Source organism: Janthinobacterium sp. SUN073 (assembly GCF_030397665.1).
Classification (GTDB): Bacteria; Pseudomonadota; Gammaproteobacteria; order Burkholderiales; family Burkholderiaceae_D; genus Janthinobacterium.
Window position 1 is genome coordinate 702,351 of the sequence record NZ_JAPUBT010000001.1, and the last position, 24,229, is coordinate 726,579.

The following is a 24,229-nucleotide window of genomic DNA, read 5'->3' on the forward strand; positions in this document are numbered from 1 at the left end:
GGATTTCCTTAAAAATGAGTATTTCGTGAAATTTTACTACAAAATGCTGAAGAAGAAGCACTCTTGCATGGGCCAACAACAGAAATAAGCCACAAATTACGGCGTGCCAAAGCCAAACCAGGCAATATCGCGTATCCGCAGCTGCCGACACATCTCTTATATGTGGCTGCCGCAATCGCTAAAAAAAGCACAACAAAATCCGCTTCACGTCACAAACTGTAGTGAAATTACGTTTTTCTGATGTATTATTCTCATACCAACGCCGGATCCGCTGTTCGCCACGACGAACGCGCCGCGCTCCTTTCAACCGAGACAAGCACCCAAGCCGACCGCCATGCGCCAGCCAGCCCCTACTCCTGCCATCACCGCCACCGCCAGTTTCCAGTCCCTGCAAGCGCATGGCGCCAGCCTGCGCGACGTGCATCTGCGCCAGCTGTTCGCTCTTGACCCCGCGCGTTTCTCGACGATGACGGTCGATGCGGCCGGCCTGCTGCTCGATTACTCGAAGAACCGTGTCGACGCCACCGCCATGCGCCTGCTGATGGACCTGGCACGCGAGCGCGGCGTGGAAGCGCAGCGCGAAGCCATGTTCACTGGCGAGAAAATCAATCTTACCGAACATCGGGCCGTTCTGCATACGGCATTGCGCGCGCCACGCGGCACCAAGCTGGTGGTCGATGGCCAGGATATCGATGCCGACGTGCAAGACGTGCTGCAACGCGTCAAGGCGTTTACGGACAAGGTACGCAATGGCAGCTGGCTCGGCCACACGGGCAAGCCCATCTGCGACATCGTCAACATCGGTATCGGCGGCTCGGACCTGGGCCCGAAAATGGCTTGCCTGGCGCTGCGCTCGTATGCCAACCCGGGCCTGGAAATGCACTTTGTGTCCAACGTCGACGGGCACGACATGGAAGCGACTTTATCGAAAGTCGATCCGGAAACGACCTTGTTCATCGTGGCCTCGAAAACCTTCGTGACGGCCGAAACCATGCTCAACGCCAATACGGCGCGCGCCTGGTTTTTACTGGAAGGCGAAGAAAAGGATCTGGCGCAACACTTCGTGGCCGTCTCGACCAATACGCAAGCCATCGTCGACTTCGGCATTGCGCCGGAAAACATGTTCCCGTTCTGGGACTGGGTCGGTGGCCGCTATTCCGTCTGGTCGTCGATCGGCCTGGCCGTGGCGCTGTCCGTGGGCTTTGAATACTTCAGCGATTTCCTGGCCGGCGCGCATGCAATGGATCAACACTTCCGCCAGGCCCCCCTCGAAGACAACATGCCCGTCGTGCTGGCCATGGTGGGCTTCTGGAACCGCCAGTTCCTCGATTGCGGCTCCGTTTCCATCGCCCCCTACCACCAGGACTTGAGCCGCTTTGCCGCCTATCTGCAACAGCTGGACATGGAAAGCAATGGCAAGCGCGTCACCAAGGATGGCGTGCCCGTCGACGTGCCCACCGGCCCCGTCATCTGGGGCGATTGCGGCACGAATGCGCAGCACGCGTATTTCCAGCTGCTGCACCAGGGCACGGACATCACGCCCATCGATTTCATCGCCGCCCTGCGTGCCACGCACGACTTACCCGGCCACCACGACGCCCTGCTGGCGAACTGCTTCGCCCAGTCGGAAGCCTTCATGACGGGCAAGACGGGCGAGGAAGTACGTCTTGATTTGCAGGCGCAAGGCTTGCCGGAAAGCGAAATCGAGGCGCTGGTGCCGCACAAGACCTTCCCCGGCAACCGTCCCAGCAATACCATCTTGATGGACCAGCTGACCCCGACCACCCTGGGCGCCCTGATCGCGCTGTACGAACACAAGACCTTCGTGCAAGGCGTCTTGTGGAACGTCAACAGTTTTGATCAGTGGGGCGTAGAACTGGGCAAGGTACTGGCCAAGAAAATCCAGGCCGAACTGACGGGCGAAGCCCGTCCCGACCACCACGACAGCTCGACCAATGGCTTGATTGCCCTGGCGAAAGCCGCAAAAGCCGCATATTAAAAAGAGATAGATGAATATTTACGAAATTAAAGTAGTCAGCGACAAGCCCATGCAAGTGGGCGAATGCCCGCTATGGCATGGCAAGGAAGCGGCCCTGTACTGGGTCGATATCGATGGCCGCGCCGTGCACCGTTTGCACCCGGCCAGCGGCAAGCATGAACAGTGGAGCATGCCGACGGAACCGTCGGCGCTGGCCATCAATGCGGGCGGCGGCCTGATCGTGGCCTTGCGCAGTGGCTTTGCCCACCTCGACACGAAGACGGGCAGCCTGGCGGAAATCGCCCCGGCACCGTTCGACATGGCCACCACGCGCTTCAACGACGGCAAGGTCGACCCTGCCGGCCGCTTCTGGGTCGGCACCATTTTCGAGCCACGCAGCGCCGATGCGGCTGAAATGTTCGTGCTGGAAAAGGGACAAGTACGCAAGGTCTGGTCCGGCGGCATGACCGTGTCGAACGGCCTGGGTTTCAGCCCGGACGGGCGCACCATGTACCACGCCGATACCACCACGCACCGCATCGACCGCTTCGACTTCGACGCGGTCACGGGAGCCATTTCCGAGCCGCAACCATTCCAGCGCTTTTCCACGGATAAAAAAGCGGCGGACTACGGCGGACGCCCCGATGGCGCGGCCGTCGACAGCGAAGGCAATTACTGGTCGGCCATGTTTGAAGGCGGCAAGATTTTACGCTTCGCCCCCGATGGCCATTTGCTCGGTGAAATTACCGTGCCCGTGCGCTGCCCCACCATGCTGACGTTTGGCGGCCCCGACCTGCGCACCTTGTACATCACCAGCGCCAGCCACAACCGTTCCGCCGCCGAACTCGCCGACTACCCGTTGACGGGCCACGTGCTGTCCGTGCGCGTGGACGTGGCGGGCCAGCCGGAGACGGCTTACCAGGCGTAATAGTTCCGGGGTCAGACCCTCAATGCCGCTAACTCAGAGGCTTGTGCTGTCGCCCCCGGGGGTCTGACCCCAGCTTTTCGACCTTGGATTGAAATTATCGCGCCAGCACCTTGCGAATGGTATCGGCCAGTTCCGCCGCCACAAACTTGGCCACATAACCATCGGCGCCCACGCCCTTGACGTGGTCTTCGTTGGTCGAGCCCGTCAGAGACGAGTGGATCACCACGGGGATGTTGGAGAAGCGGCCATCGTTCTTGATGTTGCGCGTCAGGGTGAAGCCATCCATTTCCGGCATTTCCAGGTCGGTCAGCACCAGCGCGACCTTGTCTTTCGCCGTCTTGCCTTCGGTCGCCGCCTGGGCGGAGATCGCCTGCAGGCGTTCCCACGCTTCCTTGCCCGTCTTGGTCATGATGAAGGGCACGCCCATCGCTTCGAGGCCCTTCTCGATCAGCGAGCGGGCCAGCGAGGAATCGTCGGCCGCAAGGATCACGGCGCCGGCAGGCAAGCGCACTTGCGGGCCGATGCTGTTCTGGTCCACATCGGGATCGCCCGACGGCAGCACGTTGCGCAGGATTTGCTCCACGTCCAGCACTTGCGCCAGGCGCGTCTTGTCCGTGTCGCCATCGAGGCGGGCGATGCTGGTGACGAGGCCGCCACCGACGCTCGATTCGGCCGACAGCACCTGGTTCCATTCCAGACGCACGATTTCATCGACCTCTTCCACGGCAAACGCCTGTGTCGAGCGGGCGAATTCCGTCACCATCAGGATCTTCAAGCCGCTGCTCTTGCAGCCGACCGCCATCGGCAAGTCGATCACGGGCACAATCTGGCCACGAATATTGACCACACCCAGCATGTGCGGGTGCGACCCGGCCACCGCCGTAATGGCCGGCATTTCCATGATTTCACGGACTTTGAACACATTGATGCCGAACAGTTCGCGGCTAGTCGAGTGATCACTGGTGCCCAGCTTGAACAGGAACAGTTCGAATTTGTTATTGCCTGTCAGGCTGGTGCGTTCATCGACATCTTGCTGCATTGAATTCATTGTGTCCCCTTAAGCCGTCTTGTAAAGTTAAGTCGCCTGCCCCTGATGCTGCGGACAGTGCGGACTGCACGTCGCACAGACGTCGGATGGCGGGTTCGGGGCATGGCCGGCGCTAACGGTGCAGTATGTATCGTACAATTTCTTACAACCAATAGTTGCTATCGATTTCAGCTTGAATTATACGTTTTTTTACTTTCTTCAAAGCTACTTTACGCTGCTAACGGCGATCCTGACAGCATTTCTTGATTTGCTTGTTGCTACAGCGCAAATGATGACGGAGAGAACCGAAAATTTCCCTGACAACCATGGTTGCTTTGAAAAGCCCTGCGCCAAACGTGACGACATACCCGCGCCAGCGAACGGCATATAATGGCCCTGCCAGCGCCGCCTGCCAGCATACGGGGCAAAATGGCGACGCCAGTGCATGGAATGTAGTAAAATTTCTTGCAATTGCCTGTTCTACGTAGTAAATTTACACCACCGAATATAGTAACGACAGACTGGCACTTCCGGTCGGCCTCCTCCCCGCTCCGGCTCTTTTACTTTTGCGACGACACTCACTTATGGCACTTACCGATTTTGACCTGGTCCTGTTTGGCGGCAGCGGCGATTTAGCAATGCGCAAGTTGCTGCCTGCAATGTATGCGCGCGACGTCGCGAACGATTTGCCGCCGACGGCGCGCATCATCTGTGTGGGCCGCCAGGACAGCGGTCAGGATGCTTTCCTGAAGATGGTAGAGACCAACTCGCGTCCCCACATCAAGGCCAGCACCCTGAATGCCGCCACCTGGAGCAAATTCTGCGCGCGCATCGTGTATGTATCGCTCAACGCCAGCGATGCGACAACGTACGCGCCGCTGGTCGAAGCGCTGCGCGGCGATGCCGAGCTGACGCGCGTGTACTACCTGGCCACGCCGCCGCACTTGTTTGCCTTGATCTGCGACAACCTGGAAGACAACGGCCTCGTCACGCCGAATTCGCGCGTGGTGCTGGAAAAACCGCTGGGCCGCGACCTGGCCAGCGCCAAGCAGATCAACGCCGAAGTGGGCAAGGTCTTCCAGGAATCGCAGATCTATCGTATCGACCATTACCTGGGCAAGGAAACCGTGCAGAACTTGCTGGCCCTGCGCTTCGGCAATATCCTGTTCGAACCGCTGTGGCGCCGCGAATGGATTTCCGACGTACAAATCACCATCGCCGAGAAGCTGGGCGTGGGCAACCGCATGGGTTACTACGACACCTCGGGCGCGCTGCGCGACATGCTGCAGAACCACTTGCTGCAACTGCTGTGCATCGTCGCCATGGAACCGCCGACCTCGATCGCGCCGGACGCCGTGCGCGATGAAAAGCTGCAAGTGTTGCGCTCGCTGAAAAAATTCACGCCCACCACCCTGGCGCAAAACATCGTGCGCGGCCAGTACCGCGCCGGCCACGTCGATGGCGCCACCGTGCCGAGCTACCGCGACGAACCGGACGCGCCGGAACATTCGCGCACCGAAACCTTCGTCGCGCTGAAGGCGGAAATCGACACCTGGCGCTGGGCCGGCGTGCCGTTCTACCTGCGCACGGGCAAGCGCATGGCCGACAGCCTGGCCGAAATCGTCGTGCGCTTCAAGCAAATTCCGCACTCGATCTTCAACCAGCCCACGTCCAGCTTCCAGCCGAATTGCCTGGTGATCCGTTTGCAGCCGGACGAAGGCTTGCGCATGAATTTGATGGCGAAAACCCCGGGCGACGGCATGCGATTGAAACCGGCGGAACTGGAACTCGATTTCCGCGAATCGTTCAAGACGCCGCGCATGGACGCCTACGAGCGCCTGCTGCTCGACGTCCTGCGCGGCCAGCTGACCCTGTTCATGCGCGGCGACGAACTGGAAGCGGCCTGGGAATGGGTCGAGCCGATTCTCGACCACTGGGAACAGAACGACAGCGCGCCGATTCCCTACACGGCAGGCACCTGGGGCCCGGCCGCGGCCAGCGCCCTGATCGGCCGCGATGGCTTGCAGTGGCGTGAAGAAGCGCTTCCTGAAGACTAGTTTGGAAGCGCAAGGAGCCTGGCCTTGCAAGGCCAGGCCGTTACGCAGGCGCGGAGCGGTGCTCCACGAAACCCCTGCTCCACCCCTGCCCGAAGACTAGTTTGGCAAGGCAAGGAGCCTGCCCATGCATGGGCAGGCCGTTACGCAGGCGCGGAGCGGTGCTCCGCGAAACCCCTGCTTCACCGCTTCCCGAAAACAGAAGACTAATTTAATGCTGCTTGACTCCATCCGCACCCAGCTCGATTCGCTCTCCAAGTCGGAGAAGAAGGTCGCGCTGGCCGTGCTTGACCAGCCGAACCAGACGGTCAGCCAGAACATCACGGCGCTGGCGAAAAGCGCGCAGGTGTCGGAACCGACCGTGGTGCGCTTTTGCCGCACCCTGGGCTATGACGGCTGGCATGAATTCAAGCTGAAACTGGCGCAGGGCCTGGCCCTGGCCATGCCGGGCGCGAACGAGCAGCCGGCACAGGACGACCTGGCGGCCGACCTGGTCAACAAGATTTGCAGCCGCTCGATCAACACCCTGCTCGACCTGCGCAACAACCTGAACCCGGAAGCGATCCAGCGCGCGCTCGACATCCTGTCGCGCGCCAGCAAGATCGAATTCTATGGCCAGGGCACCTCCGGCATCGTCGCGGCCGACGCGCAGCACAAATTCTTCCGCTCGGGCGTGCCGACGGTGGCCTACAGCGACCCGAACATCCACAGCATCGCGGCAGCCCTGTTGCGCGGCGGCGACTGCCTGGTGGCCATCTCGCAGCGCGGCAACAGTCCCGCCCTGGTACGCTCAGTAAAACTGGCGCGCCGCGGCGGCGCCGACGTCATCGTGCTGGCCCCATCGGGCACGCCGCTGGCCGACCTGGCGACGGTGCTGATCCCGATCGACCTGGTCTTCAACACCGACCCCTACACCCCGATTTCCGCGCGCCTGGCCTACCTGGTGGTGATCGACGTGCTGGCCGTGGGCCTGGCCCTGCAACGCGGGCCTGAATTCCGCAAGAAGATGCAGAATGCACAGAAGGCCTTGCAGGAATTCGACATGCAGTTCGACTCCTTCATCGGTTGATCCCTCACCGGTGCCAGCCGCGCTGAGCGGCGCAGTCGCTTTGCCCATCCGTCATTCCAGATGCGGCTTGCGGGGAATGCCATAGAAAGGATTCTCAATTTCTTGCCGGCAGAACTGCCCCTGGGGAAGGCGCGCGGCATGCGATTTCACCTCTGAGGCAGCAAGCGGCGCATCGGTCTTGAATGTTCCCAGCCGTGCCTGCACCGTGCCATCGGAAAGAAAGTGCAAGAGCACGGTGTCCGGGCGATCTGGACCTGTCGCGGGAAGAATGTCGACCACGGCCTGGCACCAGCGGCTGCCAGGAGAACCTTGTCTGGAAGTGCGCTCATCATAAGACATACTCGATTTTCCATCGTGGTAGCTCGTATCGAATACCACGCTCCACACCACCCGCACTCTCAGCGGTTTGTCGACCGGCCGGTCCCAGCTTAAACAGCAATTGCCACTGCTGACGGCAACTTTTTCACCATTATCCAGTGTCCTCTCGCTTGCGTCGCGAAAAAAAATGGAGCCGCCACTGGGCGCGTCTTCGATATTGAAGGGCAGCGAGATTTCCTTGTACGCAATGGAATACAGATCGTACGGCGTGTAGTTATAGGAAGTGGTCGTGAAAGTTTGCTCACTTAACTCTTTTTGCAATCGATCATCCTGCTCCCTGGCATTGCAGGCGGCCAGCATGGACAGAGACAACAGGATGAGGATAAATTTTTTCATGATCAGAAAAATGTATAAAACAGACAAGTCCGGGCAATTATGCGTGCATTCCCAAAAAAGCAAGATTCAATTAGGCAAGTAGTGCCAGGGGGAAGACAATAGTGGGTCCCACATGCAATGGATTCGGTACAATAGTCCGGCAAGCCCATTCACTCTTTCCCGTGCAGCCATGAACCAACTCGAACAACTGAAGCAATTTACTACCGTGGTGGCCGACACCGGCGACTTCCAATCGATTCAGGCCTACACGCCGCGCGACGCGACGACGAATCCGTCGTTGATCCTGAAAGCCGTGCAGAAGGATGAATACAAGCCGCTGCTGGAAAAGGCCGTGCGCGACCATCCGCACGCCTCCACCGCCGAAATCATCGACCGCCTGCTGATCGCGTTTGGCGTGGAAATCCTGCAAACCATCCCCGGCCGCGTCTCCACCGAAGTCGATGCGCGCCTGTCATTCGACACGGATGGCACGGTGGCCAAGGGCCGCGACCTGATCGCCCTGTATTCGAACGCCGGCATTGCCCGCGAGCGCGTGCTGATCAAGATCGCCTCCACCTGGGAAGGCATCCGCGCCGCCGCCATCCTGGAAAAAGAAGGCATCCGCTGCAACATGACCCTGCTGTTCTCGCTGGCGCAGGCCATCGCCTGCGCCGAAGCGGGCGCGCAGCTGATTTCGCCGTTCGTCGGCCGCATCTACGACTGGTACAAGAAATCGACGGGCATCGATTACATGGGCGCGGAAGACCCGGGCGTGCAGTCGGTCCGGCGCATCTACAATTACTACCGCAAGTTCGGCTACAAGACCGAGGTGATGGGTGCTAGCTTCCGCAACACCTCGCAAATCCTCGAACTGGCCGGCTGCGACCTGCTCACCATCAGCCCCGACCTGCTGCAAAAGCTCGCCGACAGCGATGCCTCCGTGGAGCGCAAGCTGAGCGCCGAAGCGGCGCCATCGACCAACGTCGTGCACATGTCGCTCAACGAAGAAGCCTTCCGTTTCATGATGAATGAAGACGCGATGGCGACGGAGAAGCTGGCCGAAGGCATCCGCGCCTTCTGCGTCGATTCCGGCAAGCTGAAACAGATGATCGCGGCGCTGCGTTAATCGCCTATGCCCCCGCAAAAAGCGGCGTCCGTGCACTGCACGGCGCCGCTTTTTTTCCGTCTCGCCCTCGCCCGCCTTCGTGAAAGGGAGCGCCCGGCGGGCGATCTGTAGCACGGGCGTGGCAGCAACAGTGAGCAAAACAGGCCAATTTTTTGCTTACTTCTTGGTCACTTATCGGTGCATACTATGTCGCACAGGCAATTAAATCCCCTCTGCGACAGGAGTTATGACCATGCATGCCCTCTCCCACCTTCGTATCGGCACCCGCCTGGCGGCAGGCTTCGCGCTGGTACTGTTGCTGTCCGTAATTTCCACTTCGTACGCGCTGTACAGTGCCCGCGTGAATGCCGAAGCGACCCGGGAAATGATGGAAAAACCGCTGGCCAAGGAACGCCTGGTATCGGACTGGTATGTGCTGATTTACTCGGCCATCGCGCGCACCTCGATGATTGCCCGGAGCACGGATGAAACCCTGTCCAGCGTGTTTGCCGACACCATCGCCGACAGCACGAAACAGGGCAGCGAACTGCTGAAGAAAATCGAAACCCTGCTCGTCAGTGAGGAAGAAAAGGCCATCTTCAAGGCCTCCATCGCGGAACGCGTCAAATACCAGGATGCCAAGACCCAGGTGATGAACGCGCGCAGGGGCGGCAATGCGGCCCTGGCGGAAAGTACTTACCGCGACAGCTTCGCGCCCGCCGCCACCAAGTACCAGAACAACGTCAAGGCGCTGCTGGCGCAGCAGCGCCAGGCCATCGACGCGACGGCGCACGCCATCGAGGCAGCCAATGAGCGCAGCATCACCCTGTTGTTGCTGCTGTGCGCGCTGGTGGTGGCCCTGGGCAGCGTCTGTGCCTGGCTGATCACGCGTTCGATCACCGCGCCCCTGCAGGCGGCCGTGAAGGTGGCAGAAACGGTCGCCGCGGGCGACTTGCGCACGCATTTCGGTACGACGGCCAGCGATGAAATCGGCGACCTGATGCGTGCGTTGCACGGCATGAACGAGGCACTGCGCAAGGTGGTGTCGGAAGTGCAGACGGGTACCAACGCGATTGCCACGGCATCGGGCGAAATCGCCGCCGGCAACCAGGATTTGTCGGCGCGCACGGAGCAGCAAGCCAGTTCGCTGGAAGAGACGGCGTCGTCGATGGAAGAATTGACCAGCACCGTGAAGCAGAATGCGGACAATGCGCGCCAGGCCAACCAGATGGCGGTTGCCGCGTCCAGCGTGGCCGAACGGGGCGGCAGCATCGTCAGCCAGGTGGTCGATACCATGGGCGCCATCGACACGGCGTCGACGAAAATCGTCGACATCATCGGCGTCATCGACGGCATCGCCTTCCAGACGAATATCCTGGCCTTGAACGCGGCCGTCGAAGCGGCGCGTGCCGGCGAGCAGGGGCGCGGCTTTGCCGTCGTGGCCACGGAAGTGCGCAGCCTGGCGCAGCGCTCGGCGGCAGCGGCGCGCGAAATCAAGACCCTGATCGGCGACTCGGTGGAACAGGTCAACAACGGCACGCGGCTGGTGCAGCAGGCCGGCAACACCATGGGCGAAGTGGTCGACAGCGTGCGCAGGGTCACCGACATCATGGCCGAGATCACTGCCGCCAGCGCCGAACAAAGCATGGGGATCGACCAGGTCAATCAGGCCATCGCGCAGATGGACCAGGTAACGCAGCAAAATGCGGCTCTGGTGGAGGAAGCGGCGGCGGCGGCCGAGAGCATGCAGGATCAGGCGGCGCGCCTGGCGCAGGTGGCGGCCGGCTTCCAGCTCGAACACGTGACACCGGCAGTGGCGCCGGTACGCGCCGCGCGGCCGGCCAGGACCGCCACCGCCGCCACGCCGCGGCTGGCAACGCAGCGCCAGTCCCAGGCGACGGCCAGCAAGCCGGCCGCACCCAAGGCTGCCGGTGCTGCGGCGCACAAAACGCCATCGCACGTCGCCAGCGAGCAGGACTGGGAAGAGTTTTAAGCCCGCTGTCAGGCACCGTGCAGGCGGCGGCAAGGTGCTTGAAACTATTTGACAGCGGCGCCAGGCGCGCCGATACTGGCTTCAGGTGGGACTGGCGCGCCACCGCGACATGAGACAGCCGGCGCCTCCAGGGAGAGACCATGCGCCCCTATCTTGCTTCCGCCTCTTGCGTCATGCGCCTGCTTGCCGTCCTCCTCTGCGCCGCGCTGGCCGCCTGCGCCGCCGCACCGCCCGTCAGCTTGCCCCCCATCTTCAACGATAGCGATTTTGCGCCGGCCACCGCCATCGATGCCGGCCAGGTCTTTGCCATCGACGAGACCATGCGCCAGTATGTGCGCACGCAAGTGCGGCGCGAGGCGCGCAACAAGAATGACCGCGCGGCCCTGTATGACGCCCTGTACGACAAGAGCAAGCTGAAACTCGAGTACGATGCGGCCATGACGCGCAATGCGCGCGAAACGTTCTCCGCGCGCCAGGGCAACTGCCTGTCGCTGGTGATCATGACGGCGGCGCTGGCGCATGAATTGGGCTTGCAGGTGCGCTACCAGGAGGTGCTGGGCGAAGAAAGCTGGAGCCGCAGCGGCGACATGTATTTTGTCGCCGGCCACGTCAACCTGGTGCTGGGCCAGCGCCTGGGCGACAATCCGAATAACTACGACGCCAAGGGCATGATGGTGATCGACTTCCTGCCGTCCGGCGACGTGGCGGGCTACCGCACGCGCGAAATCAGCGAAGCGACCGTGCTGGCCATGTACATGAACAACCGCGCCGCCGAAACCATGAGCGAGGGCCAGCTGGACCAGGCATACTGGTGGGCCAGGGCGGCCCTCCAGCAGGATCCCTCGTTCAGCGGCGCCTACAACACGCTGGGCGTGATCCAGCTGCGCCATGGCAACCTGGCGCAAGCGCGGCGCACGCTGGCCCATGTGCTGATGCGCGCGCCGGACAACACGGTGCTGCTGTCGAACCTGGCGCAAGCGCTGGAAGCGTCCGGCCTGCCCGATGAAGCGCTGCCGCTGCGCCGGCGCCTGCTGGCGCTGCAGCCGCAGCCACCCTTCCACTACTTCAACCTGGGCAAGGCGGCCATGCAGCAAAACGATTACGTACAGGCGATCCGCCTGTTTTCACGCGAAATCGCGCGCGACCCGTACTACCATGAATTCCACTTCTGGCTGGCGCAGGCGTATGCGCGCCTGGGCCAACTCGCGCAGGCGGACCGGCAGCTGGAACTGGCGATGGACAACAGCACCACGCGCAGCGAGCACGGGCTGTATGCGGCCAAGCTGCAGCGCCTGCGCACCCTCAGCACGCATTAATCTTCCAGGAACATCTGCTGCAGGTCATTCAGGAAGCACAATCCCCGTTCAGTCGGGCGGATGACCTGATGGTCGCGGTACAGCAAGCCTTTCGCTTCGGCCGCATTGAGCGGCTTGTCGATGGCGTTGATGGCCAGGCCCGTGCGCTCGGCGAACAGGTTCGGCGAGAAACCCTGCGTCAGGCGCAGGGTATTGAGCATGAATTCAAAACCCATCTCCTCGCGTGCCAGCTCGCGCTCTTCCTGCACCGGCACGCCGGCCAGTACCGCGTCCATGTAGGCGCGCGGCTGCTTGTAGCGGGCCTGACGCAAGACGCGGTGCGGGAACGAGATTTTCGAGTGCGCGCCCGCGCCGATGCCCAGGTAGTCGCCAAATTCCCAGTAATTGCGGTTGTGCCTGGCCTGGCGGCCCGGCTGCGCATACGCCGACACTTCGTAGCGGCCGTAGCCGGCCTGCGCCGCGCGCTCAGCCACCATGTCGGCGATGTCGGCGCTGGCGTCGTCGTCCGGCAGCGCGGGCGGATACTTGGCGAACAGGGTGTTCGGTTCCAGCGTCAGGTGATACAGCGACAAATGCGGCGGCGCGAACGACAATGCCGTTTCCAGGTCCTGCTGCGCCTCGGCCAGGGTTTGCGTGGGCAGCGCGTACATCAGGTCGAGATTGAAATTGTCGAAGTTCGCGTGCGCGATGTCCACCGCGCGGCGCGCTTCGTTGTCGTCATGGATGCGCCCCAGCGCCTGCAAATGGCGGCCATTGAAGCTCTGGATGCCGATCGACAGGCGGTTGATGCCACTGGCCCGGTAAGACTTGAATTTTTCCGCCTCGAAGGTGCCCGGATTGGCTTCCATGGTGATTTCGCAATCGGGCTCCAGGGGCAGCAGGGTGCGCACGTCCGACATCAGCCGGTCCAGCCCCGCCGCCGACATCAGGCTGGGCGTGCCGCCTCCAATGAAAATCGTGTGGATCTTGCGGCCCCATATCAGCGGCAGCGCCATTTCCAGGTCCAGGCGCAGGGCCGCCAGGTACTCCGCTTCCGGCAAGTCACCACGCACCTCGTGCGAATTGAAATCGCAATACGGGCATTTTTTCACGCACCACGGGAAATGGATGTACAGCGACAGCGGCGGCAGTGCCGTCAGGTTCAGCGCGCCCGGCTGCAGGTACTTCAGGGCCGCTCCGGCCGCGCCGGAAATGCCTTCCTGCGGCGCGGGCGAGGCTCCGGGCTTCGCTGCCGACTTGGCAACGGCGCCCACCAGTTTGATCGGGATCATCGCAGGGTCCGCAGCTTGTCGACCAGCGCGCGCAGGGCCTGGCCACGGTGCGACAACGCGTTCTTTTCATCGGACGTCAGTTCGGCCGCGCACTTGTCCAGCGCGGGAATGAAGAAATGCGGATCGTAGCCGAAGCCGCCGGTGCCGCGCGCAATGGCGATCATTTCGCCATTCCAGCGGCCGTCGGCGATCACCGGCTGCGGGTCGTCCGCATGGCGCACGTACACCAGCACGCAGTAGTAATACGCGGACTTGTCGGCATGCGCCTCCAGGTCGGCGATCAGTTTGGCGCTGTTGGCGGCGTCCGATTTCGGCTCGCCCGCATAGCGGGCCGAATACACGCCGGGCGCGCCGCCGAGCGCATTGACGCACACGCCGGAATCGTCGGCCAGCGCCGGCAAGCCCGTCAGGCGGGACGCGTGGCGCGCCTTTTGCAGGGCGTTTTCAACGAAGGTGTGGAATGGTTCGTCGCTTTCCGGCACGGCGTACTCGCCCTGGGCGTGGACGGAAAAACCGATGGTCGAGAGCAGCTCGTTGAATTCCTTGAGCTTACCGGCGTTGTTGGAGGCGAGAATGAGGCGTTGGGTCATGTCAGTAGTCCGGTTGAAGTGCCGACATTGTAAACCTTTTGCGCCCCCCTCACCTCGCCCCGCCGCCGCGCTCAACGGCGGCAGGTGTGGGATTTTTGCCCGGCGCGATGGCAAAAAGATGTAAATCTATGTAAAGATCAGATCCCTAATGCTTGCTTCTGCAGGGTGATCAGGTCGGCGATGCCGCCCTGCGCCAGATCCAGCAAGCGGTTCATGCCGGCGCGGTCGAACGCGGCGCCTTCGGCCGTGCCCTGTACTTCGATGAAGTGACCCGCTTCTGTCATCACCACGTTCATGTCCGTGTCGCAGCCCGAGTCTTCCACATAGTCCAGGTCCAGCACTGGCATGCCCTGGTAGACGCCTACCGAGATGGCGGCGACAAAGCTTTTCACGGGGATGGCGGTGATCGCACCGCGCGCCTGCAGCTGGGAAAACGCGTCATACGCGGCCACCATGGCGCCCGTGATCGAGGCCGTGCGCGTGCCGCCGTCGGCCTGGATGACGTCGCAATCGAGGTGCAGCGTGCGTTCGCCGAACGCCTGCAGATCGAAGGCGGCGCGCAGCGAGCGGCCGATCAGGCGCTGGATTTCCTGCGTGCGGCCGGACTGCTTGCCGCGCGCCGCTTCGCGGTCCATGCGCGTGTGCGTCGAGCGCGGCAGCATGCCGTACTCGGCTGTTAACCAACCCTGGCCCTTGCCCTTCAGGAAACCCGGCACCTTGTCTTCGATGCTGGCGGTGCAGATGACCTTGGTGTCGCCGCACTCGATCAGCACCGAGCCTTCGGCATGCTTGGTGTACTGGCGGGTGATACGGATGGCGCGCAGCGCGTCGACGGCGCGGCCGCTCGGGCGGGATTCAAATGTCATGGGGTGTCCTGTGTGATTGGGGTTGCGGCCGCGATTTTACCACCGCGTCGCCATGACACAGCGCAGGGCGGCCCGCGCACAAGATCCCTACAATCCTGCCCCACCAAACACAATTTTCTTTACAATGCCGTAAAACGCACACTATTCAGCAATTTTCAGGCCATCGCGCACTTCGGTCCTGTTTTGCAGCGCGGGCGGTATTGCCTGCGCTGGCTGATTAAGTGTATAAGTGACTGTATACAAGACCAAATCGGGGAATCCTTTGAGCATTTCAAGCATGACAGGCTACGCGGTTGCCACCAGCGAAGGTGCTGCAGGCACACTGACAATTGAAATCAAGAGCGTCAACTCGCGCTTTCTCGACCTGCAATTCCGCATCAACGACGATTTGCGGGCGCTGGAGCCTGACTTGCGCGCCGCCGTCATGTCCGCCATCACGCGCGGCAAAGTCGAGGTACGCCTGAGCTTTGGCCGCAAGGCCGCGACGGCCGGCACGCAGGCGCTGAACCTGCCCCTGCTAGCCGAACTGGCGCGCCTGCAAAACGAAGTGGGCCAGCATTTTGTCTCAGCCCCCGTCATGACGGTGGCCGAACTGCTGCGCTGGCCGGGCATCATCGAAGAAGCGCAAGTGGGACAAGAGTCCCTGCAGGCGGACGTGGGCGCGCTGACCAAACGCACCGTGGCGGCCTTCGTCGACAGCCGCAAGCGCGAAGGCGCGGCGCTCGAAGCGGTGCTGGTGTCGCGCATCGAAGCGATGGAAGCCATCGTCAAGCGCATCACGCCCTTGATTCCGCAGGTGGTGGCGGCCTTCCAGCAAAAAGCCATCGAGCGCATGCAGGATGCGCTGGGCCTGGCCAGCCAGGGCTCGAATTCAGCCCTGTCGCGCCAGGACGCCATGGAGCGCATCCGCCAGGAAGTCATTTTGTACGGCATCCGCATCGACGTCTCGGAAGAACTGGCGCGCCTGTCGGCCCACCTGGGCGAAACGCGCCACATCCTCACCAAGGGCGGGCAAGTGGGCAAGCGCCTCGACTTCATGATGCAGGAACTCAATCGCGAAGCCAACACGCTGGGCGCCAAGGCTTCCGTCAAGGAACTGGCGGACGCCTCGATGGACTTGAAGCTGCTGATCGAACAGATGCGCGAACAGGTGCAGAACCTGGAATAATCCTTCAGGCCAGGCGCGTTGCGGCGCGCCCCCTGTCGCTGGCGGCGATGACGACGCAGGCGACAAACAACACGATGCTGTATTCCACGCCGCCGGCGCCATGTTCGCCCACGAACCAGCCCTTGGCCGCATGCACGATGGCGATGCCGCCGACGCAGATCACCATCAGCCCGGCCGCCGCCCAGCGCGTGTATTTGCCGACGATGAGCAAACTGCCGCAAACGATCTCGACCACGGTAATCGCCCACACCACAGCCAGGCCGCAGATAAATCCCTTGTCTTCCAGGAAACCGGCAAAACGAGGAATCGTGCCGTTGGCGATGCGCGTAATGGCGTGCGCCATGAACATCACGGCAATGGCCACGCGCAGCAACAGCATGGCCTGGGCAACACTGAGAAATGGGAAATTTTTCATGCGTGCATCCTGTCGGCAAAATAGTTATCAAGAAAAAACCATTCCAAATTAAATAACTATTCCCTCAAGATAACAAGCAAAATATGTGTAGACGCGGCGGCAAGGCGCATCGGGGGACTGGCTGGTCGCCTTGCCTCTTGGTAAAATACTGAATTGGGCGGCGCGCACGCAAGCGCACACGCCGCCATCACACGCATATGGAAAGATCCGCATGAGCCACCCTACCGCCTTCTCCGGCAGCCTGTTCGTGGTCGCCGCGCCATCGGGCGCCGGCAAATCGACACTGGTCAATGCATTGCTGGCGCAAGAGCCCGGCATCAAATTGTCGATTTCGACCACCACGCGCGCGCCCCGTCCGGGCGAGCAGCACGGCCGCGAGTACTACTTCACGACAGCGGAAGACTTTGTCGCGCGCGCCGACCAGGGCGAGTTCCTGGAATGGGCGGAAGTGCATGGCAATTACTATGGCACCTCGCGCATCATGGTGGAACAGCAAATGCTGGCCGGCACCGACATCCTGCTGGAAATCGACTGGCAGGGCGCGCGCCAGGTGCGCAAGCAATTCCCCCGCGCGGCCGGCATTTTCATCCTGCCGCCATCGATCGATGCGCTGGAAGAGCGCCTGAACAAGCGCGGCCAGGACGAGCCGCACGTGATCACGCGCCGCCTGCTGGCGGCCGGCGGCGAAATCGCACACGCTCCCGAGTTCGAGTATGTTATTATCAATGAAGAGTTTACGGTCGCTTTGTCCGAACTGAGCGCGATCGTGAGAGCGGCCCGTTGCCGGTTTGCGCAACAAGCGGCCCGCAACGCATCGCTATTCGCCCAGCTGGGCCTGCACGCAGAATAATCGTCTCTGCACGCCAGTTCACACAGCGCCACGCACCACTATTAGGAGTTACTATGGCCCGTATCACCATCGAAGATTGCCTGAAACAGATCCCTAACCGCTTTCAGCTGACCCTGGCTGCAACCTACCGCGCACGTCAGTTGTTGCAAGGCCACACCCCAAAAGTGGAAGCCAAGGACAAGCCTACCGTTGTCGCACTGCGTGAAATCGCTGCCGGTAAAGTCGGCATCGAAATGCTGAAAAAGGTCCCGATGTAATTGGGAAGCCGCGTGCCGGAACAGTGCTGACCCCTGGTTCTACCGTATCGTTTATTCACACTGTAAAGCAACGCGACGTTTTATGAGTCTGACTCCAGCCGACACGACTTCTGCAGCACTGCCGCCTCTGGCCCCGCGCCAGGCGGCAAAATCACAGGGCGCTTCCGCGTCCGGTGCTGGCACGTCCGCCGGGACTGCCTCCGCGACACCGCCAGCACCCGCCTTGGGCGTGGCCTCCGTCAGCCACCTGGCCGACAAGCTGGCCGAATACCTGTCCCCCGCCGACCTGAAAAAAGTCAAGGAAGCCTACCGCTTCTCCGACGAAATGCACCTGGGCCAGATGCGCCGCTCGGGCGAGCCGTATATCTCGCATCCGATCGCCGTCGCCGAAATCTGCGCTGACTGGAAACTCGACGCGCAAGCCATCATGGCCGCCCTGCTGCATGACGTCATGGAAGACCAGGACGTCAAGAAGGAAGAATTGATCGAACGCTTCGGCGCACCCGTGGCGCACCTGGTCGACGGCCTGTCGAAGCTGGAAAAGATCGAATTCCAGAGCCAGATCGAAGCGCAGGCGGAAAACTTCCGCAAGATGCTGCTGGCCATGGCGTCCGACGTGCGCGTGATCCTGATCAAACTGGCCGACCGCCTGCACAATATGCGCACGCTGGACTTCATGACGGCGGCAAAAAAACGCCGCATCGCCAGCGAGACCATGGAAGTGTACGTGCCGATCGCGCACCGCCTCGGCCTGAACAATATTTACCACGAGCTGCAGGACCTGTCGTTCTCGCACCTGTACCCGATGCGCTACCGCACCCTGGCGAAAGCCGTCAAGGCGGCGCGCGGCAATCGGCGCGAAGTGGTCAACAAGATCATGGAAGCGGTGAAAAGCACCTTGTCCATGGCCGAACTCGAGGCCGACGTCACGGGCCGCGAAAAGACCCTGTACGACATCTATAAAAAGATGCGCAGCAAGCATTTGTCGTTCTCGCAAGTGCTGGACGTGTACGGCTTCCGCGTGGTGGTGGGCAGCTTTGCCGACTGTTACGTGACCCTGGGCACCCTGCACAGCCTGTACAAGCCCATGCCGGGCAAGTTCAAGGATTACATCGCGATTCGCAAGCTGAACGGTTACCAGTCGCTGCACACGACCGTCATCGGCCCGTACGGCACGCCCGTCGAATTCCAGATCCGCACCCAGGAAATGCACCGCACAGCCGAATCGGGCGTGGCGGCGCACTGGCTGTACAAGAGCGGCGAATCGAACCCGTCCGACCTGCAGCAGCGCACGCATGCGTGGCTGCAATCGCTGCTCGACATCCAGCAGCAGACGGGCGACTCGGCCGAATTCCTCGAACACGTCAAGGTCGACCTGTTTCCCGATTCCGTCTACGTGTTTACGCCCAAGTCGAAGATCATCGCCCTGCCGCGCGGCGCCACGGCCATCGACTTCGCCTATTCGATCCATACGGGCATCGGCGACCAGACCGTGGCCGTCAAGATCAACAACGAAACCTCGCCGCTGCGCACCGAGCTGCACAATGGCGACATCGTCGAGATCATCACCGATTCCTCGTCGCGACCCAGCCCCACCTGGCTGTCGTTCGTACGCACAGGCAAGGCCCGTTCGGCCATCCGCCACCACTTGCGCACGATCAACCTGCCCGAATCGATTGCCCTGGGCCAGCAACTGCTGTCGCAGGCGCTGCACGCCCTGAACATCGACGCCGACCTGCCAGCACCTCTGGTCGAACGCCTGCTCAACGAATCGAGCGCCAATTCCATGGACGAGCTGTACGCGGACATCGGCATCGGCAAGCGCATGGCCACCCTGGTGGCACGCCACATTTTTGGCCTGATTGGCGGCGAAGCGGCCAGCATGCCCGTGGAACACAATAACGGCAGCGAACTCGACCCCGTTACCATCTGCGGCAGCGAAGGCGTCTCGGTGCAGCTGGCGCCTTGCTGTTTGCCGATACCGGGCGACCAGATCATCGGCCAGCTGCGCCGCGACCAGGGGCTGCTCGTGCACACGAGCGACTGCTCGCAAGCGAAGCGCCAGCGCGCCAAGGAACCGGACCGCTGGATCGCCGTGCGCTGGGGAACAGAACTGAACCGCCGCTTCGACTGCCGCATCAAGGTACTGATCAACAGCGAACGGGGCATCCTGGCCCGCGTGGCCGCCGAAATCGGCGAGTCCGACGCCAACATCATCTATGTGGGTATGGACGAAGACAAGGACAACGTCCTCGACCAGCTGCGCTTCACCGTGCAGGTGAAAGACCGCGTCCACCTGGCCGCCCTGCTGCGCAATGTGCGCCGGGTAGCGGGCGTCAACCGCATCCTGCGCGAACGGAATTAAGAACTAACCCAAGAGCAGAGACTGGGGTCGGACCCTCAGGGTCCGACCCCAGCCTTTAAGCTTTGCGGGTTTGATTTTCTTGCACGAAGGCGCTACTTCCGACAACAGCATTGCCACGACTAGCGTCACGCAATGCTTGGAACGCAAGCGCATCTTCTGCCTGGAACAAAGCAGCATACGCCTGCTGTCTGTCACCCGGACTGTTGCCAAGATCAAGATAAAGCGGATGCGGCTCAATCAACGGATCGATTCGCCCTTCAGCATTGCAACGGTAGCTGGACCACTTGTAATTGCCCGGATACCGCACCATGCCGGCGCGAACCGGATTGAGTTCTATATAGCGCTGGCAAACCAGCAGATAAGTCGCATCCTGTACCACACAGGATTTGTAGCGCCCATCCCACAAGGGGCCGGTACGATGACGGCGCCAGTTGATGTAATGCGCATATTCCTGTCCCAACGACTTCATCAACTGAGAAACGGCCTCGACTTTCGCCGCAGACAGCAGCAAATGCACATGATTCGTCATCAGCACATAGGCATGCAGCGCGCAGCCTTGCGTACGCGAGTGTCGTTGTAATTGTTGCAGATACCAGAGAAAATCGGCGGGTTCAAAGAAGCAGATTTGCCTGTCCGCCCCACGTTGCACCACATGCAATGGCATGCCAGGCATAAACAAACGCGGGACGCGTGCCATGGTCGCTCTCCTGCCAAGGAAAGTCCCAGCGTGACAGGCTTGCCAAGACTAACCCTGCGTCACCGCAAACTACCCCTCCCCCGGCGCCGGATACGTCACTTCCAGCAACTCCAGCTCCTGTTCGCCCTGCGGCGTGTTGAGGGTGATGAGGTCGCCCTCGCGCGCCTTGGTGATGGTGCGGGCCATGGGCGAGACCCAGCTGATCTTGCCGTTCAGGGGGTCGAATTCATCGATGCCGACGATGGTGATGGTGTGCGTTTCGCCGTCGCTGGTGCGGTAGCTTACCGTGGCGCCGAAAAATACCTGGTCGTTGCCATGGTGCACGCTGGGGTCGACGATGGCGGCCAGGTCCATGCGCTTGGTGAGGAAGCGGATGCGGCGGTCGATTTCGCGCAGCCGGCGCTTGCCGTAGATATAGTCGCCATTTTCCGAGCGGTCGCCATTCGACGCCGCCCAATGGACGATGCGCACCACTTCCGGACGGTCGACGTCGATCAGCTGCAGCAGCTCTTCCTTGATGCGCTGGTAGCCGGCCGGCGTGATGTAGTTCTTCGCGCCGGCGGGAATGGCCAGCGCCAGCGCGGCCGCTTCTTCATCGTCGTCGTTGTCGGATTCTTTTACAAAGGCTTTATTCATCCGCCTATTGTAGCCCCGCCAGCGAGCCGCAGGCACACGGGATGCGGGGGCAAACGGGCTTTTTTGACGTATCATCGTGGCAATCGCGGCAAACCGGCGCCGCACACGGAGACGGATGAAAAAATTCTACAGAGTCAGGCGCTGGCTGTTTGCGCCGCTGGTCTACCTGGCCGCCATCTGCCTGCTGATCGAGGAATGGCTGTGGGCGACGGGCGCGCGCATCATGCAGGTGGTGGCGCAATTTCCGCCCCTGCATGCGCTCGAAACGTGGATCAAGCGCCTGCCGCCGTACTGGGCGCTGGCCATCTTCGTGCTACCGGCCGTGCTGCTGTTTCCCGTCAAACTGCTGGCCCTGCTGGCGATCGCGCGCGGCCATGCATTTTCCGGCATCGGCGTGATCGTCATCGCCAAGCTGGGCGGCGCGGCCGCCGTCGCGCGCCTGTACAAGCTGACGCGCCCTACCCTGCTCAGTTTGCCGTGGTTTGCGCGCTGGCACGGTTTATTTATGGAAACCAAGGACCGCTGGATCGCCCGCCTGCGCGCCACGCGTCCATGGCGACGGGTCAGCCGCCTGTCGGCCGCGCTGGGCCGCGCCCGCCGCGCCTGGTGGCAGCGCTTGCGCAAGGGCACGCCAGGGCGCCATAATTCGCGCCCAGCCAGAGTGCTGCGCCGCTTCGCCGCTTTTTGGCGCGCCCGCCGCTGATGAAGAAAGGCCATCCCATGCACGATACTCCCCGGCTCGCCCCCGCCCTGCGCGCGGCGGCGCGGGAAATCTACCTGTACGACGCGGTCAGCTTGCAATTGCTGGACGCCAACGATACCGCCTGCGACAACTTGCAGTATGCGCGCAAGCAATTGCTGGCGATGACGCCCTTCACCCTGGCGCCACAGCTCGACGCGCAGCAGCTGGCCGCCGTGCTGGCCCCTCTGGACGACAGCATCGGCGCGCAAGCGCTGCTGCACGTGCAGCAGCGCCGCCGCGATGGCAGCCTGTATTCGCTCAGCCTGCACCTGTCGCGCGCCCGCCGCCAGGGCCGCACCCTGCTGCTGGCCGAGGGCGAAGACTTGCGCACGCCGCAGGCGACGGCCGCCGCCCTGGCGCAGGTCCAGTCGCGCTTCAACGCCATCGTCTCGAATACGCCGGGCCTGGTGTACCAGTTCTGCCTGCACGCGGATGGGCGCGCCGCCTTCCCCTACCTGAGCGATGGCTGCCAGGCCTTGCTGGGCCTGGAGCCGGCACAGCTGCACGCGTGCCCGGAACTGTTCTACCAGCTGATCCTGGCCGACGACCGCGCCTCGTATCTGGAATCGATGCAGGCGTCAAAAAACGCCTTGTGGAGCTGGAACTGGGAAGGCCGCATCTGGATCGATGCCTGGAAGGATGTCAAATGGATCAACCTGCGCTCCACGCCGCGCGCGCTGGCCGACGGCACGGTGCAGTGGGAAGGCATCATGACGAATATCACGGAAAGCCGGCTGGAACAGATCGAAGTGCGCCAGTCGCGCGCCCGCCTGGCCGAGCTGACGGCGCATATCGACAAGGTCAAGGAACATGAACGCACGCGCCTGGCGCGCGAACTGCACGATGACCTGGGCGGCAATTTGACGGCGATCAAGATGGCGCTGGCCATGCTGGCGCGCCGCCTGCCGCCGGACGATACGCTGCTGCAGGAAAAGGCCGATTATGTCGATGACCTGGTCGACCGCAGCATCGACGCCGTGCACCGTATTTCGCTGGACTTGCGCCCTTCCATGCTGGACCTGGGCCTGGTTGCCGCGCTGGACTGGCAGGTGAAGGAATTCGCGCGCCAGGCGGGCATCGAATGCCAGTTCATGTCGAACCGCCAGCATATCGAACTGGAGCTGGACCTGGCGACCAGCCTGTTCCGTATCGCCCAGGAGGCGCTGACGAATATCGCCAAGCATGCGCAGGCCAGCAAGGTCAGCGTGCGCCTGGCCCGGCAGCGCCAGCATATCAGCCTGTCGATCGCCGACAATGGCGTCGGCATGCGCCTGTCCGACCGCGCCAAGCCGCAGTCGTTCGGCATCCGCGGCATGGCCGAACGCGCCGCCGCACTGGGCGGCACCCTGAGCCTGGTGGACGGGCCCGATGGCGGCACCCTCCTGAGCATAAAAATCCGGCTGACCACGCCGCGAGAGGCGATAATAGCGGCTGCAGCCAGTGCGCCCGCGCACAGCGGGCCGCCGCCAGAAGCGGCCTAGTGGGTGAATTAGATAGGAAACAACGCAGTCATGAAAGAAAAAGCCACCATCCGGGTATTCATCGCCGACGATCATGCGATCGTGCGCGAAGGCTTGAAGCAAATCCTCGCCGACACGAAGGACATCATCGTGGCCGGCGAAGCTGAAAATGGCCACGACGCCATCAAACTGTTCCGCGGCTCGAAATGCCAGGTGTTGCTGCTCGACATCTCCCTGCCCGACCGCAGCGGCATCGAGGTACTCAAACAGATCAAGAAGGAAAAGCCGGAACTGGCCGTGCTGATGCTCTCCATGCACCGCGAGGACCAGTACGCCATCCGTTCGCTCAAGGCGGGCGCGGCTGGTTACCTGACGAAACAGAGCGCGCCGCGCGAACTGGTCACGGCCATCCGCCAGGTGGCGCAAGGCTTGAAATACATCAGTGCCTCGCTGGCGCAGGAACTGGCCAACACGGTGGGCGAAGACCACGAAACGGCCTTGCACGACACGCTCTCGGACCGCGAATACCAGACCCTGGTGATGATCGCCTCGGGCAAGGCGGTGGGCGCCATTGCCGAAGAGCTCAAATTGTCCGTGAAAACCGTCAGCGAGTACCGCGCCCGTTTGCTGGTCAAGATGAAACTCAAGAACAGCGCCGAACTGACGCATTACGCCATCCGCAACCAGCTGGTGGATTGACGGCAAAGCGGCATGCCCGCTGGCATCGGACGAATTGACAGGACTTCTCC

General features: G+C 62.0%; 22 protein-coding genes. 14 read left to right on the forward strand and 8 right to left on the reverse strand.

Features of this window, described 5'->3' with window-relative positions; genetic code table 11:
* The first annotated feature begins 334 nt into the window (after positions 1–334).
* Together pgi and O0882_RS03235 are read left to right on the forward strand one after the other, a co-directional pair.
* A complete protein-coding gene (gene pgi, locus O0882_RS03230) occupies positions 335–1,999 on the forward strand; it encodes a glucose-6-phosphate isomerase (protein ID WP_289945320.1) in 1,665 nt (554 codons plus the stop codon).
* A 10-nt stretch (positions 2,000–2,009) separates the two neighbouring features.
* Positions 2,010–2,906: an SMP-30/gluconolactonase/LRE family protein gene (locus O0882_RS03235; protein WP_289945322.1), complete on the forward strand. Its 897-nt coding sequence runs from the start codon at positions 2,010–2,012 to the stop codon at positions 2,904–2,906.
* Positions 2,907–3,000: 94 nt separating this feature from the next.
* Here O0882_RS03235 and O0882_RS03240 read toward each other — a convergent pair whose 3' ends face one another.
* Positions 3,001–3,954: a chemotaxis protein gene (locus O0882_RS03240; protein ID WP_289945323.1), complete on the reverse strand. Its 954-nt coding sequence runs from the start codon at positions 3,952–3,954 to the stop codon at positions 3,001–3,003.
* 563 nt (positions 3,955–4,517) lie between these two features.
* Here O0882_RS03240 and zwf point away from each other — a divergent pair.
* Together zwf and O0882_RS03250 are read left to right on the forward strand one after the other, a co-directional pair.
* Entirely contained in the window at positions 4,518–5,990 is a 1,473-nt protein-coding gene (gene zwf, locus O0882_RS03245) for a glucose-6-phosphate dehydrogenase (RefSeq protein WP_096237414.1), read from the forward strand.
* Between the two features lie 211 nt (positions 5,991–6,201).
* On the forward strand, positions 6,202–7,056 hold the full coding sequence (locus O0882_RS03250; protein ID WP_071075885.1) for an SIS domain-containing protein: 855 nt from the start codon (positions 6,202–6,204) through the stop codon (positions 7,054–7,056).
* 51 nt (positions 7,057–7,107) lie between these two features.
* Here the strand turns inward: O0882_RS03250 and O0882_RS03255 are convergent, their stop codons facing one another.
* On the reverse strand, positions 7,108–7,770 hold the full coding sequence (locus tag O0882_RS03255) for a hypothetical protein (RefSeq protein WP_289945326.1): 663 nt from the start codon (positions 7,768–7,770) through the stop codon (positions 7,108–7,110).
* A 169-nt stretch (positions 7,771–7,939) separates the two neighbouring features.
* Between O0882_RS03255 and tal the strand changes: the two genes are divergently transcribed.
* The 3 genes from tal (at position 7,940) to O0882_RS03270 (ending at position 12,163) form a co-directional block, all read left to right on the forward strand.
* Positions 7,940–8,875 carry a transaldolase gene (gene tal, locus O0882_RS03260; protein ID WP_289945327.1) on the forward strand — a complete coding sequence of 312 codons (936 nt, stop codon included), beginning with the start codon at positions 7,940–7,942 and terminating at the stop codon, positions 8,873–8,875.
* Between the two features lie 232 nt (positions 8,876–9,107).
* Positions 9,108–10,847, forward strand: coding sequence for a methyl-accepting chemotaxis protein (locus O0882_RS03265; protein ID WP_289945329.1), 1,740 nt, complete (start codon positions 9,108–9,110; stop codon positions 10,845–10,847).
* Between the two features lie 140 nt (positions 10,848–10,987).
* Complete coding sequence (locus O0882_RS03270; protein WP_289945330.1) at positions 10,988–12,163, forward strand: tetratricopeptide repeat protein; 1,176 nt, start codon at positions 10,988–10,990, stop codon at positions 12,161–12,163.
* Here O0882_RS03270 and hemW read toward each other — a convergent pair.
* The 3 genes from hemW to rph form a co-directional block, all read right to left on the reverse strand.
* A complete protein-coding gene (hemW, locus tag O0882_RS03275) occupies positions 12,160–13,434 on the reverse strand; it encodes a radical SAM family heme chaperone HemW (protein ID WP_289945331.1) in 1,275 nt (424 codons plus the stop codon). The two genes, O0882_RS03270 and hemW, sit on opposite strands and share 4 nt — an antisense overlap.
* Positions 13,431–14,024, reverse strand: a complete 594-nt coding sequence (gene rdgB / locus O0882_RS03280; RefSeq protein WP_289945332.1) for an RdgB/HAM1 family non-canonical purine NTP pyrophosphatase — start codon at positions 14,022–14,024, stop codon at positions 13,431–13,433. Before rdgB ends, hemW begins: the two co-directional genes overlap by 4 nt.
* Before the next feature lie 137 nt (positions 14,025–14,161).
* Positions 14,162–14,890 carry a ribonuclease PH gene (rph, locus tag O0882_RS03285; protein ID WP_289945333.1) on the reverse strand — a complete coding sequence of 243 codons (729 nt, stop codon included), beginning with the start codon at positions 14,888–14,890 and terminating at the stop codon, positions 14,162–14,164.
* A 277-nt stretch (positions 14,891–15,167) separates the two neighbouring features.
* Between rph and O0882_RS03290 the strand changes: the two genes are divergently transcribed.
* Positions 15,168–16,058 (forward strand): YicC/YloC family endoribonuclease, encoded by an 891-nt coding sequence (locus tag O0882_RS03290; RefSeq protein WP_034787070.1) that lies wholly within the window; start codon positions 15,168–15,170, stop codon positions 16,056–16,058.
* A 4-nt stretch (positions 16,059–16,062) separates the two neighbouring features.
* Here O0882_RS03290 and O0882_RS03295 read toward each other — a convergent pair whose 3' ends face one another.
* Positions 16,063–16,473 carry a DoxX family protein gene (locus O0882_RS03295; RefSeq protein ID WP_289945335.1) on the reverse strand — a complete coding sequence of 137 codons (411 nt, stop codon included), beginning with the start codon at positions 16,471–16,473 and terminating at the stop codon, positions 16,063–16,065.
* Between the two features lie 211 nt (positions 16,474–16,684).
* Here O0882_RS03295 and gmk point away from each other — a divergent pair, with 211 nt between their 5' ends.
* From gmk to O0882_RS03310, 3 genes are all read left to right on the forward strand, one after another.
* A complete protein-coding gene (gene gmk / locus O0882_RS03300; RefSeq protein ID WP_077407781.1) occupies positions 16,685–17,323 on the forward strand; it encodes a guanylate kinase in 639 nt (212 codons plus the stop codon).
* A gap of 53 nt (positions 17,324–17,376) precedes the next feature.
* Entirely contained in the window at positions 17,377–17,580 is a 204-nt protein-coding gene (gene rpoZ / locus O0882_RS03305; RefSeq protein ID WP_010400723.1) for a DNA-directed RNA polymerase subunit omega, read from the forward strand.
* A gap of 82 nt (positions 17,581–17,662) precedes the next feature.
* The gene (locus O0882_RS03310) at positions 17,663–19,945 is read left to right on the forward strand and encodes a bifunctional (p)ppGpp synthetase/guanosine-3',5'-bis(diphosphate) 3'-pyrophosphohydrolase (RefSeq protein ID WP_289945337.1); all 2,283 of its coding nucleotides are present in this window, start codon (positions 17,663–17,665) and stop codon (positions 19,943–19,945) included.
* 55 nt (positions 19,946–20,000) lie between these two features.
* Here the strand turns inward: O0882_RS03310 and O0882_RS03315 are convergent, their stop codons facing one another.
* Both O0882_RS03315 and greB read right to left on the reverse strand, forming a co-directional pair.
* Positions 20,001–20,642 carry a transposase gene (locus tag O0882_RS03315; RefSeq protein WP_289945339.1) on the reverse strand — a complete coding sequence of 214 codons (642 nt, stop codon included), beginning with the start codon at positions 20,640–20,642 and terminating at the stop codon, positions 20,001–20,003.
* A 69-nt stretch (positions 20,643–20,711) separates the two neighbouring features.
* Positions 20,712–21,278 (reverse strand): transcription elongation factor GreB, encoded by a 567-nt coding sequence (greB, locus tag O0882_RS03320; RefSeq protein ID WP_289945341.1) that lies wholly within the window; start codon positions 21,276–21,278, stop codon positions 20,712–20,714.
* Positions 21,279–21,393: 115 nt separating this feature from the next.
* Here greB and O0882_RS03325 point away from each other — a divergent pair, with 115 nt between their 5' ends.
* Genes O0882_RS03325 through O0882_RS03335 form a run of 3 tightly spaced genes read left to right on the forward strand, consistent with a single transcriptional unit; the run spans position 21,394 to position 24,179 of the window.
* The gene (locus O0882_RS03325; RefSeq protein ID WP_141170410.1) at positions 21,394–21,981 is read left to right on the forward strand and encodes a hypothetical protein; all 588 of its coding nucleotides are present in this window, start codon (positions 21,394–21,396) and stop codon (positions 21,979–21,981) included.
* 17 nt (positions 21,982–21,998) lie between these two features.
* Positions 21,999–23,501 carry a sensor histidine kinase gene (locus O0882_RS03330; protein ID WP_289945344.1) on the forward strand — a complete coding sequence of 501 codons (1,503 nt, stop codon included), beginning with the start codon at positions 21,999–22,001 and terminating at the stop codon, positions 23,499–23,501.
* 30 nt (positions 23,502–23,531) lie between these two features.
* Positions 23,532–24,179 (forward strand): response regulator transcription factor, encoded by a 648-nt coding sequence (locus O0882_RS03335; protein ID WP_034753998.1) that lies wholly within the window; start codon positions 23,532–23,534, stop codon positions 24,177–24,179.
* Positions 24,180–24,229 lie beyond the last annotated feature (50 nt).

Coding starts and splice junctions, on each gene's coding strand:
- hemW (WP_289945331.1), bottom strand. CDS start 13,434: ATGATCCCGATCAAACTGGTGGGCGCCGTTGCCAAGTCGGCAGCGAAG.
- O0882_RS03330 (WP_289945344.1), top strand. CDS start 21,999: ATGCACGATACTCCCCGGCTCGCCCCCGCCCTGCGCGCGGCGGCGCGG.
- O0882_RS03255 (WP_289945326.1), bottom strand. CDS start 7,770: ATGAAAAAATTTATCCTCATCCTGTTGTCTCTGTCCATGCTGGCCGCC.
- O0882_RS03235 (WP_289945322.1), top strand. CDS start 2,010: ATGAATATTTACGAAATTAAAGTAGTCAGCGACAAGCCCATGCAAGTG.
- pgi (WP_289945320.1), top strand. CDS start 335: ATGCGCCAGCCAGCCCCTACTCCTGCCATCACCGCCACCGCCAGTTTC.
- tal (WP_289945327.1), top strand. CDS start 7,940: ATGAACCAACTCGAACAACTGAAGCAATTTACTACCGTGGTGGCCGAC.
- O0882_RS03265 (WP_289945329.1), top strand. CDS start 9,108: ATGCATGCCCTCTCCCACCTTCGTATCGGCACCCGCCTGGCGGCAGGC.
- zwf (WP_096237414.1), top strand. CDS start 4,518: ATGGCACTTACCGATTTTGACCTGGTCCTGTTTGGCGGCAGCGGCGAT.
- O0882_RS03310 (WP_289945337.1), top strand. CDS start 17,663: ATGAGTCTGACTCCAGCCGACACGACTTCTGCAGCACTGCCGCCTCTG.
- gmk (WP_077407781.1), top strand. CDS start 16,685: ATGAGCCACCCTACCGCCTTCTCCGGCAGCCTGTTCGTGGTCGCCGCG.
- O0882_RS03250 (WP_071075885.1), top strand. CDS start 6,202: ATGCTGCTTGACTCCATCCGCACCCAGCTCGATTCGCTCTCCAAGTCG.
- O0882_RS03325 (WP_141170410.1), top strand. CDS start 21,394: ATGAAAAAATTCTACAGAGTCAGGCGCTGGCTGTTTGCGCCGCTGGTC.
- rdgB (WP_289945332.1), bottom strand. CDS start 14,024: ATGACCCAACGCCTCATTCTCGCCTCCAACAACGCCGGTAAGCTCAAG.
- O0882_RS03315 (WP_289945339.1), bottom strand. CDS start 20,642: ATGGCACGCGTCCCGCGTTTGTTTATGCCTGGCATGCCATTGCATGTG.
- greB (WP_289945341.1), bottom strand. CDS start 21,278: ATGAATAAAGCCTTTGTAAAAGAATCCGACAACGACGACGATGAAGAA.
- O0882_RS03290 (WP_034787070.1), top strand. CDS start 15,168: ATGACAGGCTACGCGGTTGCCACCAGCGAAGGTGCTGCAGGCACACTG.
- rph (WP_289945333.1), bottom strand. CDS start 14,890: ATGACATTTGAATCCCGCCCGAGCGGCCGCGCCGTCGACGCGCTGCGC.
- O0882_RS03295 (WP_289945335.1), bottom strand. CDS start 16,473: ATGAAAAATTTCCCATTTCTCAGTGTTGCCCAGGCCATGCTGTTGCTG.
- O0882_RS03240 (WP_289945323.1), bottom strand. CDS start 3,954: ATGAATTCAATGCAGCAAGATGTCGATGAACGCACCAGCCTGACAGGC.
- O0882_RS03335 (WP_034753998.1), top strand. CDS start 23,532: ATGAAAGAAAAAGCCACCATCCGGGTATTCATCGCCGACGATCATGCG.
- rpoZ (WP_010400723.1), top strand. CDS start 17,377: ATGGCCCGTATCACCATCGAAGATTGCCTGAAACAGATCCCTAACCGC.
- O0882_RS03270 (WP_289945330.1), top strand. CDS start 10,988: ATGCGCCCCTATCTTGCTTCCGCCTCTTGCGTCATGCGCCTGCTTGCC.